Origin of the sequence: Rhodococcus sp. BH5 (assembly GCF_027583855.1) — a bacterium.
Classification (GTDB): Bacteria; Actinomycetota; Actinomycetes; order Mycobacteriales; family Mycobacteriaceae; genus Rhodococcus_F; species Rhodococcus_F qingshengii.
Genome location: NZ_JAJHVW010000004.1, coordinates 307195 through 321147, shown reverse-complemented (window position 1 = coordinate 321147; position 13953 = coordinate 307195). Strand labels below are relative to the sequence as shown.

Genomic DNA, 13953 nt, shown 5'->3' with positions numbered 1-13953 from the left:
AACCTGACAGTCACCGAACCTGATTGACACAGAAGCTAGTTCGCGCCCACGGTGTCCAACACCCAGGCGAACTCGAACGCGACCTCTTTCCACTTCTCGTACCGACCGCTGACACCGCCGTGTCCGGCGCTCATCTCGGTCTTGAGAAGTAGCGGAGCATCACCGGTCTTGGTGGCGCGCAGTTTTGCGACCCACTTGGCCGGCTCCACGTACAGAACACGGGTGTCGTTGATGCTCGTGATCGCAAGAATGGCGGGATAGTCCTTGGCTTCCACGTTCTCGTACGGGCTGTACGAGCGCATGTAGTCGTAGACGTCCTTGTTGTGCAGCGGATCTCCCCATTCGTCCCACTCGATGACCGTCAACGGCAGCGACGGATCGAGAATCGACGTCAACGGGTCGACAAACGGAACATTGGCGAGAATGCCGGCAAACAGTTCCGGAGCGATGTTGGCGACAGCGCCCATCAGCAGTCCACCTGCACTACCGCCGTCGGCAACCATCCGGTCGGCCGACGTGACACCGGTGTCGATCAAATGCTTTGCGCAAGAGACAAAATCGGTGAAGGTGTTCTTCTTGGTGAGCGTCTTGCCGTTTTCGTACCAGTGACGGCCCATCTCGCCGCCGCCGCGCACGTGTGCGACGACGAAGACGACGCCGCGATCGAGCAACGACAAGCGGGCAACCGAGAACGACGGGTCGATGCTCGCCTCGTAGGAACCGTAGCCGTACAACAGCAGCGGCGCGGGACCTTGCGGCGCACCTACGCGCCTCACGATCGAGAGCGGAATGCGGGTTCCGTCGTCGGCTACTGCCCAGTCGCGACGCTGCTCGTAGTTACTCGCATCGAAGTCTCCGAGAACGGGCTGCGACTTACGCAGTGCCAGTTCACCACTGGCGACGTAGTAGTCGTACACCTGCCCGGGAGTGATGAATGAGGTGAACCCGAGCCGGATGGTGGGCTGCGCCCATTCCGGGTTGGACCCCATGCCGATGCTGAAGAGTTCTTCGTCGAAGTCGATCTCGTGGCGTTCGCCGTAGCCGTCATCCGTCAACGGCCACACGGCAACCCGAGTGAGCGCCTCGCGTCGGTAGCTCAGGACGAGGTGTCCGGCAAAGGCTTCGGCTTCTTCCAGCCGAACGTCGGCGCTGTGCTCGATCAGCGTCGTCATGTTCGTCGGATCCGACACGGGAGCTTCCACCAACACGAAGTTCTCGGCCTTGATGCCGTCGACGACGTCGTTGTGGAGAATGAGGAAACGGTCCTCTCCCCCGATCACGGCGTGCTCGGCCCCGTACTCGACGCCCTCGCGACGTGGGATGATGACGCGGAAGTCGCCTTCCGGGTTCGCCGATTCCAGCATCCAGCCTTCGCTGGTCACCTTGGAACCGACCCAGATCATCAGGTACTTCTCACTGCGGGTGGACCCCACCGAAACCCAGTACCGTTCGTCGGGCTCGTGGAACACCGAAACATCTTTACTCTGCGGCGTTCCCAGCTTGTGACGCCACACCGTGTCCGGACGCCAGGAGCCGTCGACCGTCATGTAGAAGACGTGACTGTGGTCGATCGCCCAGGTGGCGCCAGGCGCGGTATCGGGAATCTCGTCGGCGAGCATCTCACCGGTCTCGAGGTTCTTGAACCGCAAGGTGTACCGCTCGTCGCCGACGATGTCCACCGAGTACGCGAGCAACGTGCCGTCCTCGCTGATGGAGAACGCGCCGAGCGAAAAGAACTCGTGCCCTTCGGCTTCGACGTTACCGTCCATGAGGATCTGCTCGTCGGCCAGCTCGACGCCGGGCGTTAGGTCGGGCGGAGTCCAGTCATCTTCACCGGCGATGGGGCACCGGCACTGGACGGTGTACGACTTGCCTTCCACGCTGCGCGAGTAGTACCACCACTTACCCATGCGCGTGGGCACCGACATGTCGGTTTCCTGCGTCCGCGACTTGATCTCCTGGAAGATCTTCTCGCGCAAGGGCTCGAGCGCGGCCGTCTGCTCGTCGGTGTACGCGTTTTCGGCTTCGAGGTATGCGACTACCTCGGCGTTGTCCTTGTCCCGCAGCCACTCGTAGTCATCGACGAACGTGTGTCCGTGATGGGTACGTTCGGCGGGGACCTTCTTTGCGACCGGCGGGATCAGGCTCATGCGCTGGGACCGACCCAATCGTCGAAGGACAGACCGGAAATGCGCTCGTACGCCTCGATGTAGCGTGCCCGGGTCGCGTCGACGATCTCCTGCGGCAACGGCGGCGGTGTCGTGTCCGAGCTACGGTCCCAGCCGGATTCAGGGCTCGTGAGCCAGTCGCGCACGAACTGCTTGTCGAAACTGGGCTGCACCTTGCCCGCTTCGTAGCCTTCGAGAGGCCAGTAGCGCGACGAGTCGGGGGTGAGCACCTCGTCGGCGAGCACGAGGTTTCCAGCGGAGTCGAGACCGAATTCGAGCTTGGTGTCGGCAAGGATGATTCCGCGATCCGCTGCGAAGTTGGAGGCGCGGGCATAGACGTCGAGAGTGTCCTCACGAAGCTGCACTGCCAGCTTCTGGCCGACCTTCTCCACTACCTGATCGAAGCTGATGTTCTCGTCGTGATCCCCGAGAGCCGCCTTGGACGCCGGGGTGAAGATCGGGTCGGGCAGACGCGACGCCTCGACGAGGCCCTCGGGCAACGCGACGCCGCACACTGCGCCGGTGTTGTTGTAGTCGACCAAGCCGGAGCCGGTGAGGAAGCCACGAACGACGCATTCGACGGGAACCATGTCGAGGGAGCGCACCACGAGAGCGCGGCCGAGAACCTCTTCCGGGATGCGATCGTCGTCGGGCTCGCCGGCCAGGTGGTTGGTGCCACCGAGGACGTTGAAGAAGAACACGCTCATCGCGGTGAGCACGCGACCCTTGTCCGGGATCGGCGTGCTGAGCACGTGGTCGTAGGCCGAGATCCGATCACTCGCGACAAGCAGCAGATGCTCGTCGTCGATCGTGTAAAGGTCACGGACCTTGCCACCGGCCAGATGAGTGTAGGAATCAAGTGTAGGACGCACCCGGTCACCCTATCGGGCGTTCGCAGTTCGTACAGAACCCCGGTAGCCGGGACAGGTAAGCGTCCTCGCCGATCGGAGAGCTGTCCGCCCTGCTCATCCGGATATGCAGGTGGCCCCTCGCCAGCAGGCGAGAGGCCACCGTCACAGTCGATGAACTACTGGTTTGCGGGCAGCTTCGACAGGCCCTCGTCGATCGAATCCAGCGTCAGAAGAGCCGTCTGATAGGTCGCGGCCAGCGAATGCTGGACCTGGACGACGTTGCCGGCCTTCACTGCGGGCAATTCCTTCCACAGCTCGGAATTGACCAGCTCCTGCAACTGCGGAGACATCGAGCCGTCGGCGTTGAGGCCGTAGACGATCACGTCGACATTTCCGAGATTTTCGCCGATCTTCTCGATGGATACCTGTTCGACATGGATGTCGGCAGGGTCTGCGGGGGTGCCGGGGAACTGCAGTCCGAGTCCGTCGAAGAGATTGGTCGTGTACGAAGACGCGTACTCGCGTGAGAAGGTGCCGGCCTCCGGCTTGCAGACGTTGCACACGCCGCCGAAGGTCAACGAGCCGAGCTTGTCCTTGTACTTCGCGGCCAGTTCGGCGGTTTTGGCGTCGTAGTCGTCCTTGAACTCGCCGTAGGTGTCGGAGACATTCGCGGCATCGGCGAACTGCTCGCCCAGCACTCGCCAATCAGCAGGAACCGTCGGTCCCAGGAAGACGACGGGAGCGGCCGCCTCGAGCTGCGCCATGTCCAGCTGGCTTTCGACTCGAGCGGGAACACCCATGATGATCAGATCGGGCTCGGCAGCGACGATTCCCTCGTAGTTGAGCTGGGAGACGTTGCCGTCGGGCGCGACCTTCGGCAGAGCTTCGTAAGCGGCCTTGGTCTTGTCGTCCATGTTGCCGAGTTCACGGGTCCACTCGCATACTGCTGCCAGGTTCGCTCCCGCCTGAATCAGCGGCAGAACTGCGTATCCGCAGGCCACGATCCGCTGCGGGTCGCTCGGGATCTCGATGGATCCGTTCTGCGCCTCGAAGACACGGGTCTGCGAGCTCGCGGCTGTCGTCGACGATTCGGACGACGCCTCCTCGGAGTTGCTACAGCCGGCGACGCCGACCGCCAGCGCAGCTGCTGCGCCGATCACCACTGCGCGGCGAAACCGCGACAGACCTTGAACCCGCATGTTGAACTCCATCTGAACGCACCGGACTGCTCCGGAATTGATTTGGTGAGGCTAACCAATATCAGGGCACTGGACCTTTACACAAACAAAGGTCCCGAGGAATGAACTGCGCCTCCCGAGCCGCCCACGCTCACAGCAGCACGCCTCCCACTGAGAGGGAGCAAAGCAAGATTCCTCTCGAATCGGACACGCGAACTCGCTACCTTGCCTTCGCGATACCTCATCGACTCGCCACTCTCTCCGCTCGACGAAGGGCTCACACATGTCCCGATCCACCCGTACCTGCTCACTACGGTCTGCCGCGGCCATTGCGTTGACCAGTAGCTTTCTCATCACCGGTTTCGGCGCCTCGATCGCGCAGGCCGAACCTGGCCCCTCGGCTCCGCTGTTCGGCTCGCTGGATTTCGGATCCAGCAACTTCGGCAGTTCCGAGCAGACCCCAGATGCGCCGCGGCTGACCGGGATCGACAATTTCCGCGACGTCGCAGGCACCGGCGCCGGATACTCGGGAACTTTCGGCCTGCCCGTGAACAAGGGAGTCTTCTACCGCGCGAACGCGATCACGCCCAAGGGCGATGACATGAGCAATCTCGAAAAGCTGGGACTGACAAAGGTTTACGATCTGCGCACGGAACCCGAGATCGCCAGTAAGCCCGATGTCTTGCCCGACGGGGTTGCGTACGAGAACATTCCGATCCTGTCCGGGAACATCGCCGAGATGATCGCGAAGATCAAGTCCCCCGAGGACTCACGATCGATGATGCAGGACATGAACCGCGCCTTCGTCACCGGAGCGACGGAGCGAGCCGGGTTCGCGCAGTTGCTCACGGGTCTCGCGGAAACCGAAGGTGCACAGGTCTTCCACTGCACCGCAGGCAAAGACCGCACCGGCTGGACGTCGTTTCTGCTGCTGAGTATCGCCGGTGTCGACCGCTCGGTGATCATGAACGACTACTTGCTGACCAACGAGTACACAGCCGAAGGCATGAAGGCCACGCGCGCGGGCATCGCGGCGAGCCTGGGCGAACAGATGGCCGTCAACATGGAGCCTCTGTTGGGTGTCGAGGCAAGCTATCTCGATGCCGGTCTCGCCCAGTTGGACCAGACCTACGGGTCGGTCGATCGGTACCTGACCGAGGGCCTGGGTCTGAGCCCGGCGACTGTCATGACGCTCAAAGCCAAACTGCTGGGCTGAGTGGCACGGATGCCCCGGGTTCGACGAGGGATCGGACCCGGGGCACGTGTACTTCTCTGCCCGTGCCGCGGCGGATGCGCCGCAGCGTCCCGTGCGTCAGCGCGATACGGCGATCACGTTGTTTCGGTACGCCCAGATGACGATCTGCACACGGGTACGCACCTGCAGCTTCTTGCAGATGTTGCTGATGTGCGACTTCACCGTGCTCTGTTCGAGGCTGAGGGAATCTGCGATGTCGTTGTTTCCCAAGCCTTGTGACAGCAACTGCACCACATCCATCTCACGCGCACTGAGACCGTGATCCGATCCGGAGCGCGCCGTGGACATCGGTGCCGGCTTGCGCCTCGCGAACTCCACGATCAGTCTCGACGTCAATCTCGGCGAGAGCACCGAACCACCTTCGGCCACGGTCAACACTGCCGACGAGAGCTCTTCGGGATCGGCGTCTTTGAGCAAGAACCCTGCGGCACCGCTGTCGAGCGCCTCGAAAACGTACTCGTCGAGATCGAACGTGGTGATCACGATGACGCGGGTCCCGGGAAACTCGGCAAGGACCTCCCGGGTCGCAGTCAACCCGTCGCCATGCGGCATTCGGATATCCATCAGCACGACGTCCGGACGCAGTGCACGCACCTGCTCGTACGCCTCGACTCCCGTTCTGGCATGCCCGACGACGCGAATCTCGGGGTGACCGGAGAGAAACAGCTCGAACCCCTGCCGTACCACCTGCTGGTCGTCTGCAATAAGGACATCGATCATGCGTTGATCCTCCCGTTCACCGGCACCAGTGCCTGCACAGCCCACTCACCTTCCGAATTCGGTCCGGCGTCCAGTTGACCACCCATGAGCGTCGCGCGTTCGCGCATTCCCACAATTCCGAGGTTTTGCCCGTCGGAGGCCGGGCGAGCATTCCCGAGAGTATTGACCACCCGTACCCTCACCGCACCGGCTTCTCGACTCAGACACACCTTGGACTCGCTACCCGGCGCATGGCGAAGGACGTTCGACAACGCCTCCTGCACGATGCGGTAACACGTCAACTGGACTCCGCTGTCCAGGTCGTCGAAGCGGCCGACCTTCTCCAACGAGATCGACGAGATGGTGCGCTTGCAGTCGTCCACCAACTCGTCGATGTCGGAGACCATGGGCGTCGGGAAATCGGGGTCTTCCTCACCCAGGCGAAGTATCCCCACGATCTGCCGCAAGCTGTTGAGGGCCCGCTGACCCTGCTCGATGACGCCCCCCAGAAGGGCTTGTGCTTGTTCGGGATTGCTCGAGAAGAACTTGTCGGCGGCACGAGCCTGGATGATCATGCCGGTCATGTGGTGGGCAGCGACATCGTGCAGTTCACGTGCCATGTCCTGCCGTTCGGCGACAACGGCATTCGCAATCTTGCGTTCGCGGTCCCGGTGCAGATCCGCTACTGCCTGACTGTTCTCCACTGCTTGTTTTCGCAGGCGCGCGACGATCTTTCCCATGGCTGCGACGACCAGAAAACTCGTGACGGTGTTTGCCGCCGGTTCGAGGAACAAGTGAGGCAACTCCCCCACCTGAACCTCGGCGACCGTCAGCCCGTCCCGTTCGGTGAGATACATCGCCAAGATCACGTCCATCGCCATTCCGAGGACCAGCAGTCCGACCAGGCGCATGCCTGTCACTCGGATGGACACTGCCATGATCGCGAACCAGAAAAGCGGCGTGGCCCCCAGCGATCGACTGCCGAGGAAGAGCATCAATCCGCCGGATCCTGCCAACGTCAGGAGGTAGTACGCGATCGGGTACCGCCGGCGCGCACACGCCACAACGGTCAACACCGTCAGGAAACCCATGATGCCGACGACGGTTCCCGGATCGCTCAGCACTCGATTGCTCGTCTCGGGTTCAGTCTTGAGACTGGCGAGACCGAACACCCACGGCACACTCAGCAGGCCGACGATCACGGCCGCCGTGGCCGGGTTGTTCAGGTTGAAACGTCCCCACCCTCGCGATGCCAGGGCTTGCCCCGGGGCATTCTGACCAGCCGAGTCGAACATCCACTCCCCATTCCGCCTCCGATGATTGACGTTCATGGTGGCATGCGCGCACCACTTGGTCCCACATTCGGCGAACGTGAAGGGAATGTTCGATTCCCGACTCCTACCAAAGCACTAGTTGAAGGTGAAAGGCCTAGTACTTATGGCTCAGCTGAACTGCTCGACCAACCGGTTCACCATGTTGGTTGCGCTGTAGTAGTCGAGACGGAAGGTGTCCAGACCCACGGCATAGACGTGGAGATCACGAATTGCCGGATGCTGGGCCAACAGTGGAAGTGCCTCGACCGCCTTCACCGCACCGTCGTCGGCACTGACCAAGATCAGGGTGTTGCCCGCGATACCGTCGTAGAGGTTCTCCGCCGAGACCTGAATGATGTCCTTGCGCTTACCCATGGATTCACTGCTCTTCGCGGACTCGGGAATGTCGGCGACCGTGAAACCCATCGCCGTGAGCAACTTCGCCTGCCCCGACTCGTGCGTCCAGATGTTGGCACCGCTGCCGTCCTCGTAATAGACCAGCGCAGTGGTCGGCTGCGGGGGAAGTGTGATCTTGGCCTTCGCGGCCTCTACTGCGCTGTCGAACTTCGCGACCGTGGCCGCCGCGTTGTCTTCGAGACCTGTCGCCTTACCCAGCACAGCGGCGACTTCCTGCCAACTACTTCCGCCGTAGTCCACCACGATTGTCGGCGCGATGGCCGTGAACTGTTCGTACAGATCGACGACGGAGTCACCTCCAGTTGCCGAGACGACGATCAGGTCCGGGTTCTGCGCCAGAACGGATTCCGCGTTCGCACCGCCCATCGGCAACACTGCAAGTCCGCGTTCTTCTGCTATGTCGCCCCACTGTGTGAACAACCCCTGCGCATCCGAGACGTCGGTGTTCGGTCCCGTCGATGCGGTAGCCACCACCGGAGCGTCGATCGACAACAGCGTGCCCGTCAGCGTCACACTGGTCGAGACGATCCTCTCCGGCTTCGACGTGATCTCCACCGGCCCCTTCGGCGTTTCCACGGTACGCGGCCAATTACCCTGCGATGCAGCTGAGTCAGCATCGGAATCGGCATCCGCAGAACTACAACCGACGAGGGCGAACCCTGCCACCAAGACTGCGGAGAGCACCTTCAGGGTGCGTGATTTTTTCATTGTGACGCCCACTGGCGGACCACTCCTCGAATTCAAAAGCCCATCAAATTAGGTTAGGCTGTGCTCATGCTAACTCAGGCGGTGACCGAATTGTCCGCTACCCTCGCAGCCTCGCCCGACATCGAGACGTCCTGGAATCGGATAGTGCAACAAGGAACGCCGATCATCGAAAGCATTGATACACAGACTGTTCGAGTTACGTTCCTCTGGCGTCAGCCCGAGGAGACCGAGGTCGAGCGCGTTTACCTGGATGCAAATTCGCTGACCGACCATCACGCAGAACAACTCAGCGTGATGCAGCGACTCGGCGACAGTCCGGTGTGGTTCTACACCGCCGAAGTCTCGAACACCTGGCGTAGCAGTTACAGCATCATCCCGGTACCGAAGTCCGTAGTCGACGAGTTCGACTATCCGGGAGCAGGCAAGGAAGACTCGACCCGCCGCACCCGCTGGTTGGGGTTGCTCGAGCACCGAATTGCCGACCCACTCAATCCGCTTTCCGCAGGTGTGGACACAAGGCGTTCCGTCGCCGAGATGCCCTCGGCGCCGGTCCAGTTCGGTTGGGATGCTCCAGTTTTCAGGAAGTCGATACAGCTCACCTGGGCTAGTTCGACTTTGGACGTCGAGCGGCCGGTGTGGATCTACGAGACCGTGGACGACGGATTGACACCGCTCGAAGAACGGCCGCTCGTGATACTTCTCGACGGGCGTCACTGGGCCGAGGTCATGCCGGCAGGCGCCGCGTTCGATCGTGCGGTCCAGACCGGCAAACTGAAATCCTGCGTTCTGCTGGCCATCGATTCCGTTGACAATCAACGCCGTTCGCAGGAATTGCCGTGCAACCGCGACTACTGGAGTGCAGTCGTCGACGAACTGCTTCCGCAGGTGCGCGCCGTCACACCCTTCTCGTCTGATCGAACGCGAACGGTGGTCTCGGGGCAGAGCTTCGGCGGCCTGGCTTCGATGTTCGCAGCACTCGAATTCCCCGAACACTTCGCGCTGGTCGCCAGCGGGTCCGGTTCGTTCTGGTGGCCAACCGGATTGAAGCGCGGGGAAGACGGCCCGCCGGGTGGAGACATAGCCGCACGGATCGAGCGCGACGGCGTACCGGACGGTTTACGCGTTGTCCTCGAAGTAGGTAAGCACGAGTCCGACATGGTCGGGCACAGCGCAGCGGTCGCACAGGCACTGAAGGCCGCAGGAGCGCAAGTATCGTGTCGGATCTTCGACGGCGGCCACGACTGGTTGTGCTGGCGCAGTGTCCTTCTGGACTCCGTTGTCGAACTGATCGGCAGTCCGTGAGACAGACCACGCTCTAGGCCGGCTCGATGTCACCAAGCTTCCAAGTCCGATCGAAATACGGTTCGAGCGGTCCGTAGAAGCGGAAGTACGAGAACCAGTGCTGACCCGCAATGGTCTGAACCCAATTGGGTTCCTTCCCTACCGGAGCTGTAGGTCCGTAGTAGAGATCCACCGAACCGTCCTCGTTGACAACAAGATCGGGATCTCGCGAGCCACGGTCGCCTCGGCCCTGCTGGTTGTCGACAAGGCAGCGTGTGTCGACCGAGTAGACCGTCGCGGACCAGAACAACTTTGCCGGGACATCGGCGGGTACGTGGAGTGTGTAACTCTTTCCTCCGTCCAACCAGTGCCCCTCGGCGTCGGCGTAGCTACCCAGATATGCCTGCCCGAGTCCGGGCGTCGTACTCTTCATCGCCTCGGAGAAGGTGACCGCCTCGTAGAACCACGACGCGCGTTCGTAGAACTCGTCGTAGTTGTCCCCTCGCTGAGCTGAGTTGTCCAGGACAATCGCCAAGTCCCACTGGCGATCCGGCCAGTAGCGCGAACCGGGGAAGCGTTTGACGAACGCATTCGCCTGGGCGAACACCTCCCCCACTTCGACGGCCCGTTGCAAGATCTTTCTCACTCGATCATCCGGGGCGAAGGGCTTGCCCTTCTCAATCCCCAGCTGCCGAAGCCACGCCATCGGGAAGCGGTCGCGCTCTTCGACAGGTTCGTCCTGCACGATGTCGTGAAGGAGTTCCCAGTATCGAAGGTCTCGCGGCTGAATTCCGCTCCAGGGCTTGCCGTCCGGTGAGACCAGACGCGTCGGAGTCGGATTCTCACGATCGGAGTACGGGTACACCCGGACGGCGTCGACCAACGCGTCCGAGCGCGCCGGGTCGGGATCGAGCGTGCGGAAGCCGAACATGATGTGCATCATCGGGGAGTGGACAACGGTGTAATCGCCTGTGTCCTCGGCACTCTGGCCTGGGCCGACTACCAGGGTCTTGCCACCCTTGCCTGCATCGGGGCCCATCTCACCGAGCACCGCGAATTCTCGTTGCCAGAAATCTGCGATGCCCCCGGCGGTCGGCCCTGGCGGCAATTCGATCACCAACGGCCCCGTTGCACCGAGATCGAAAAAGTTCAAGATGTACGGAGTCGTCGCGTTGGCGGTGATCAGGCCTAGTCGGTCACGATATGAGCGGTAGACGACGATATCGGAGGCAGTTGCTCCGAAGATGTTGGTATGCACGTCCATCCACTGAGCCCAGGACACGATGGGTATGGCCCACAAGTACGCCTGCACTGCTGTTTGGAAGTCGAGCTCGTCGAAGACCGTTGCGATGGTTTCGCGAGCGGGAAGCTCTCCGTCCCTCGGGACAAGTCCGGAGGAATACGTCAGTTCGATGTCGGCCATACCCAGATGGTGCTGGGAGAAACCTCGGCGCGAATCACCCACACCGGGTGAACCTCTAGTTCAGTGCGCCTCGAATGACGGCAGCCGTGCTGTCGAGGATTGTCCGATTGGGCGTACGAGGTAGGGCGCGCAGGCCGAAGCCGTCGCCGCGATTTCGCGGAATGACATGCAGATGAACATGGAAGACTTCCTGCCCCGCAACAGCTCCGTCGGAGAGGTGCAGATTCACTCCGTCGACGGGGAGAGATCCGGTACGCATCGCCGCGGCGATCTTCTGCGCGACGGCGAAGATCCTGGCACCGTCGTCGGGATCGAGCGTGGACAATCCACTGGCATGGCGCTTCGGCACGACCAGGAGATGGCCGGATGTGAACGGCCGAATATCCATGAAGGCAAGAACGTTCGCATCGTCGTAGACGACACTGGCCTCGGCCTCACCGGCGATGATGGAACAGAAGATGCAGTTCATGGTCTTCGACCCCTGTGCGCCTTTTCGGTAGTGGTGACCACCGAAAAGGCGCACGGGGCGTAGCCCTTACAGAATCGGCGACGGCGCGTACGCCGCAGCTTCGGGGTTGGCGTCAACAAGTTTCTGCACCTCGGCGACAACGGCATCGACCTGAGCCGAAGCAGCACCGACAAAAGCAGCCTTGTCGGCCAGGGCCTCGTCGAGTGCAACGCGGTCGAGCGGCAAACGGTCGTCGGCGGCAAGACGATCGAGCAGGTCGGGCTCCTTGCCCTCTTCACGCATCGCCAGCGCAACTGCGACAGCATTCTCCTTGATCGCCTCGTGTGCGGTCTCGCGTCCGACGCCGGCGCGGACGGCGGCCATGAGCACGCGCGTCGTGGCGAGGAACGGCAGATACCTGGTCAGTTCCTTCTCGATGACGGCCGGGTACGCGCCCATCTCGATCAGCACGGTCAGGAAGGTCTCGAACATGCCGTCGATCGCAAAGAACGCGTCTGGGAGCGCGACGCGGCGCACGACGGAGCAGAAGACGTCGCCCTCGTTCCACTGTGCACCCGCAAGCTCGGCTGCCATGGAGCCGTATCCGCGCAGGATCACCTGAAGTCCGTTGACTCGCTCGCACGAGCGGGTGTTCATCTTGTGCGGCATCGCCGAGCTGCCGACCTGGCCGGGCTGGAAGCCTTCGGTGACCAACTCGTGGCCGGCCATCAGGCGGATCGTGTGTGCAAACGACGACGGGCCCGCGCCGACCTGGACGAGCGCGGAGATGACGTCGTGGTCGAGGGAACGCGGGTACACCTGGCCGACGCTGGTCAACACGTGAGCGAATCCGAGGTGCTCCGCAACCTTCGCTTCGAGCTGCTCGAGCTTGGCCGCATCGCCGTCGAGGAGGTCGAGCATGTCCTGAGCGGTCCCCATCGGGCCCTTGATCCCGCGCAGCGGGTACCGGTCGATCAGCTGGCGCAGACGCGTCAGTGCAACCAGCAGCTCGTCGGCGGCCGAAGCGAAACGCTTGCCCAAGGTGGTGGCCTGAGCTGCGACGTTGTGCGAGCGGCCGGCCATAACGATGGACGAGTACTCGGCAGCGCGCTCACCCAGACGGGCGGCGACGGCGATGCCGTGGTTGTAGACGTGTTCGAGAGAACGCACGATCTGCAGCTGCTCGACGTTCTCGGTGAGGTCGCGGCTGGTCATGCCCTTGTGGACCTGCTCGTGCCCGGCAAGTGCGTTGAATTCCTCGATGCGTGCCTTCACGTCGTGGCGGGTGACCCGCTCGCGGTCCGCGATGGACTCGAGGTCGACGTTGTCGATGACACGCTCGTAGTCGTCGATGGCGTCGGCCGGAATGTCGATGCCCAGCTCTGCCTGCGCACGCAACACCGCCACCCACAATTGACGCTCGAGCACGATCTTGTACTCGGGAGACCACAGAGCAACGAGCTCCGGGCTGGCGTAGCGGTTGGCAAGGACATTCGGGATGCGGCTCACGAGGCCTCAGTCTAACGGGGGCCAAGCAGTGCCGTTACCCCCGATAGAGACCGAGCTAGACCGGCGGCGCCATCACGTCGATCGATTCCAAGAGCATTCCCCTGGCCAACCCCCGTGGGTCCGGGTCGTACTCCCCCAGAGCCGTGATCATCGCACCGTCGACCATCGCGACAAGACGGCGCAATTGCCCCTCGGGAGCCGACCGGCCCGAGCGTCGAAGCGCATCGGTCAACAGGTCGTCGAGCTGGGCTCGTAGGCGCAACTGCACGTCACGAAGTGCGGGATGACGGGCACACGCGACGAATCGTTCGTAGCGCGAGATCAAACGCTCGCGGCTCTCCGGCCGCTTCTCTTCGTCTCCGAGCAGCAGCTCGACCAACAGTTCGACGGTTGATTCCGCGCCCCGCCGACGTTGGGTCACCGCAGCCACTCTGGCGCGCATCGCTTCCATGTCGGCGTTGCCGTTGAGCTCGACGGCACACGCGATCAGATCGTCGAGTGAGTCGAAGTAATAGGTCGTCGAAGCCAGTGGAAGGTCAGCTCTGGTTGCCACCGCTCGGTGACGAACGGCGTCGAACCCGCCCTCCAGCAAAAGTTCAGCAGCGGACGCCACCAGAGCTTGGCGACGTCGTTCGCCCTTGGGCGTAGCTGCAGAAGACACCACGACATCGTGCCAGCAGAGGGCACCTCCGCATGGCGAAAC

At 62.3% G+C, this 13953-nt stretch carries 12 protein-coding genes; 2 read left to right on the top strand and 10 right to left on the bottom strand.

Features of this window, described 5'->3' with window-relative positions:
* Window positions 1–35: 35 nt before the first annotated feature.
* From RhoBH5_RS13160 to RhoBH5_RS13150, 3 genes are all read right to left on the bottom strand, one after another.
* Complete coding sequence (locus RhoBH5_RS13160) at window positions 36–2150, bottom strand: S9 family peptidase (RefSeq protein ID WP_270008393.1); 2115 nt, start codon at window positions 2148–2150, stop codon at window positions 36–38.
* Window positions 2147–3040 carry a phosphoribosylaminoimidazolesuccinocarboxamide synthase gene (locus RhoBH5_RS13155; protein ID WP_003945463.1) on the bottom strand — a complete coding sequence of 298 codons (894 nt, stop codon included), beginning with the start codon at window positions 3038–3040 and terminating at the stop codon, window positions 2147–2149. The genes RhoBH5_RS13160 and RhoBH5_RS13155 overlap by 4 nt, the downstream gene beginning before the upstream one ends.
* Window positions 3041–3195: 155 nt before the next feature.
* Entirely contained in the window at window positions 3196–4230 is a 1035-nt protein-coding gene (locus RhoBH5_RS13150) for an ABC transporter substrate-binding protein (protein ID WP_081377449.1), read from the bottom strand.
* Window positions 4231–4480: 250 nt separating this feature from the next.
* Here RhoBH5_RS13150 and RhoBH5_RS13145 point away from each other — a divergent pair, with 250 nt between their 5' ends.
* Window positions 4481–5413, top strand: coding sequence for a tyrosine-protein phosphatase (locus RhoBH5_RS13145; protein ID WP_054781000.1), 933 nt, complete (start codon window positions 4481–4483; stop codon window positions 5411–5413).
* 96 nt (window positions 5414–5509) lie between these two features.
* Here the strand turns inward: RhoBH5_RS13145 and RhoBH5_RS13140 are convergent, their stop codons facing one another.
* The 3 genes from RhoBH5_RS13140 to fepB all read right to left on the bottom strand — a co-directional run bounded on the left by RhoBH5_RS13140 (window position 5510) and on the right by fepB (window position 8589).
* On the bottom strand, window positions 5510–6172 hold the full coding sequence (locus RhoBH5_RS13140) for a response regulator transcription factor (RefSeq protein WP_270008392.1): 663 nt from the start codon (window positions 6170–6172) through the stop codon (window positions 5510–5512).
* Window positions 6169–7446, bottom strand: a complete 1278-nt coding sequence (locus tag RhoBH5_RS13135) for a sensor histidine kinase (RefSeq protein ID WP_007734428.1) — start codon at window positions 7444–7446, stop codon at window positions 6169–6171. Before RhoBH5_RS13135 ends, RhoBH5_RS13140 begins: the two co-directional genes overlap by 4 nt.
* A gap of 147 nt (window positions 7447–7593) precedes the next feature.
* A complete protein-coding gene (gene fepB / locus RhoBH5_RS13130; RefSeq protein ID WP_270008391.1) occupies window positions 7594–8589 on the bottom strand; it encodes a Fe2+-enterobactin ABC transporter substrate-binding protein in 996 nt (331 codons plus the stop codon).
* 66 nt (window positions 8590–8655) lie between these two features.
* Here fepB and fes point away from each other — a divergent pair, with 66 nt between their 5' ends.
* A complete protein-coding gene (fes, locus tag RhoBH5_RS13125; protein ID WP_070162186.1) occupies window positions 8656–9891 on the top strand; it encodes an enterochelin esterase in 1236 nt (411 codons plus the stop codon).
* A gap of 13 nt (window positions 9892–9904) precedes the next feature.
* Here fes and RhoBH5_RS13120 read toward each other — a convergent pair whose 3' ends face one another.
* From RhoBH5_RS13120 to RhoBH5_RS13105, 4 genes are all read right to left on the bottom strand, one after another.
* Complete coding sequence (locus RhoBH5_RS13120; RefSeq protein ID WP_116058209.1) at window positions 9905–11293, bottom strand: DUF1254 domain-containing protein; 1389 nt, start codon at window positions 11291–11293, stop codon at window positions 9905–9907.
* A 55-nt stretch (window positions 11294–11348) separates the two neighbouring features.
* Window positions 11349–11762 carry an HIT family protein gene (locus RhoBH5_RS13115; protein WP_065456106.1) on the bottom strand — a complete coding sequence of 138 codons (414 nt, stop codon included), beginning with the start codon at window positions 11760–11762 and terminating at the stop codon, window positions 11349–11351.
* 66 nt (window positions 11763–11828) lie between these two features.
* The gene (gene purB / locus RhoBH5_RS13110) at window positions 11829–13250 is read right to left on the bottom strand and encodes an adenylosuccinate lyase (protein WP_003945775.1); all 1422 of its coding nucleotides are present in this window, start codon (window positions 13248–13250) and stop codon (window positions 11829–11831) included.
* 55 nt (window positions 13251–13305) lie between these two features.
* Window positions 13306–13911, bottom strand: coding sequence for a TetR/AcrR family transcriptional regulator (locus RhoBH5_RS13105; protein ID WP_003945736.1), 606 nt, complete (start codon window positions 13909–13911; stop codon window positions 13306–13308).
* Between the last annotated feature and the right edge of the window lie 42 nt (window positions 13912–13953).

Coding starts and splice junctions, on each gene's coding strand:
- RhoBH5_RS13160 (WP_270008393.1), bottom strand. CDS start 2,150: ATGAGCCTGATCCCGCCGGTCGCAAAGAAGGTCCCCGCCGAACGTACC.
- RhoBH5_RS13150 (WP_081377449.1), bottom strand. CDS start 4,230: ATGGAGTTCAACATGCGGGTTCAAGGTCTGTCGCGGTTTCGCCGCGCA.
- RhoBH5_RS13145 (WP_054781000.1), top strand. CDS start 4,481: ATGTCCCGATCCACCCGTACCTGCTCACTACGGTCTGCCGCGGCCATT.
- RhoBH5_RS13140 (WP_270008392.1), bottom strand. CDS start 6,172: ATGATCGATGTCCTTATTGCAGACGACCAGCAGGTGGTACGGCAGGGG.
- RhoBH5_RS13135 (WP_007734428.1), bottom strand. CDS start 7,446: ATGTTCGACTCGGCTGGTCAGAATGCCCCGGGGCAAGCCCTGGCATCG.
- fepB (WP_270008391.1), bottom strand. CDS start 8,589: ATGAAAAAATCACGCACCCTGAAGGTGCTCTCCGCAGTCTTGGTGGCA.
- fes (WP_070162186.1), top strand. CDS start 8,656: ATGCTAACTCAGGCGGTGACCGAATTGTCCGCTACCCTCGCAGCCTCG.
- RhoBH5_RS13120 (WP_116058209.1), bottom strand. CDS start 11,293: ATGGCCGACATCGAACTGACGTATTCCTCCGGACTTGTCCCGAGGGAC.
- RhoBH5_RS13115 (WP_065456106.1), bottom strand. CDS start 11,762: ATGAACTGCATCTTCTGTTCCATCATCGCCGGTGAGGCCGAGGCCAGT.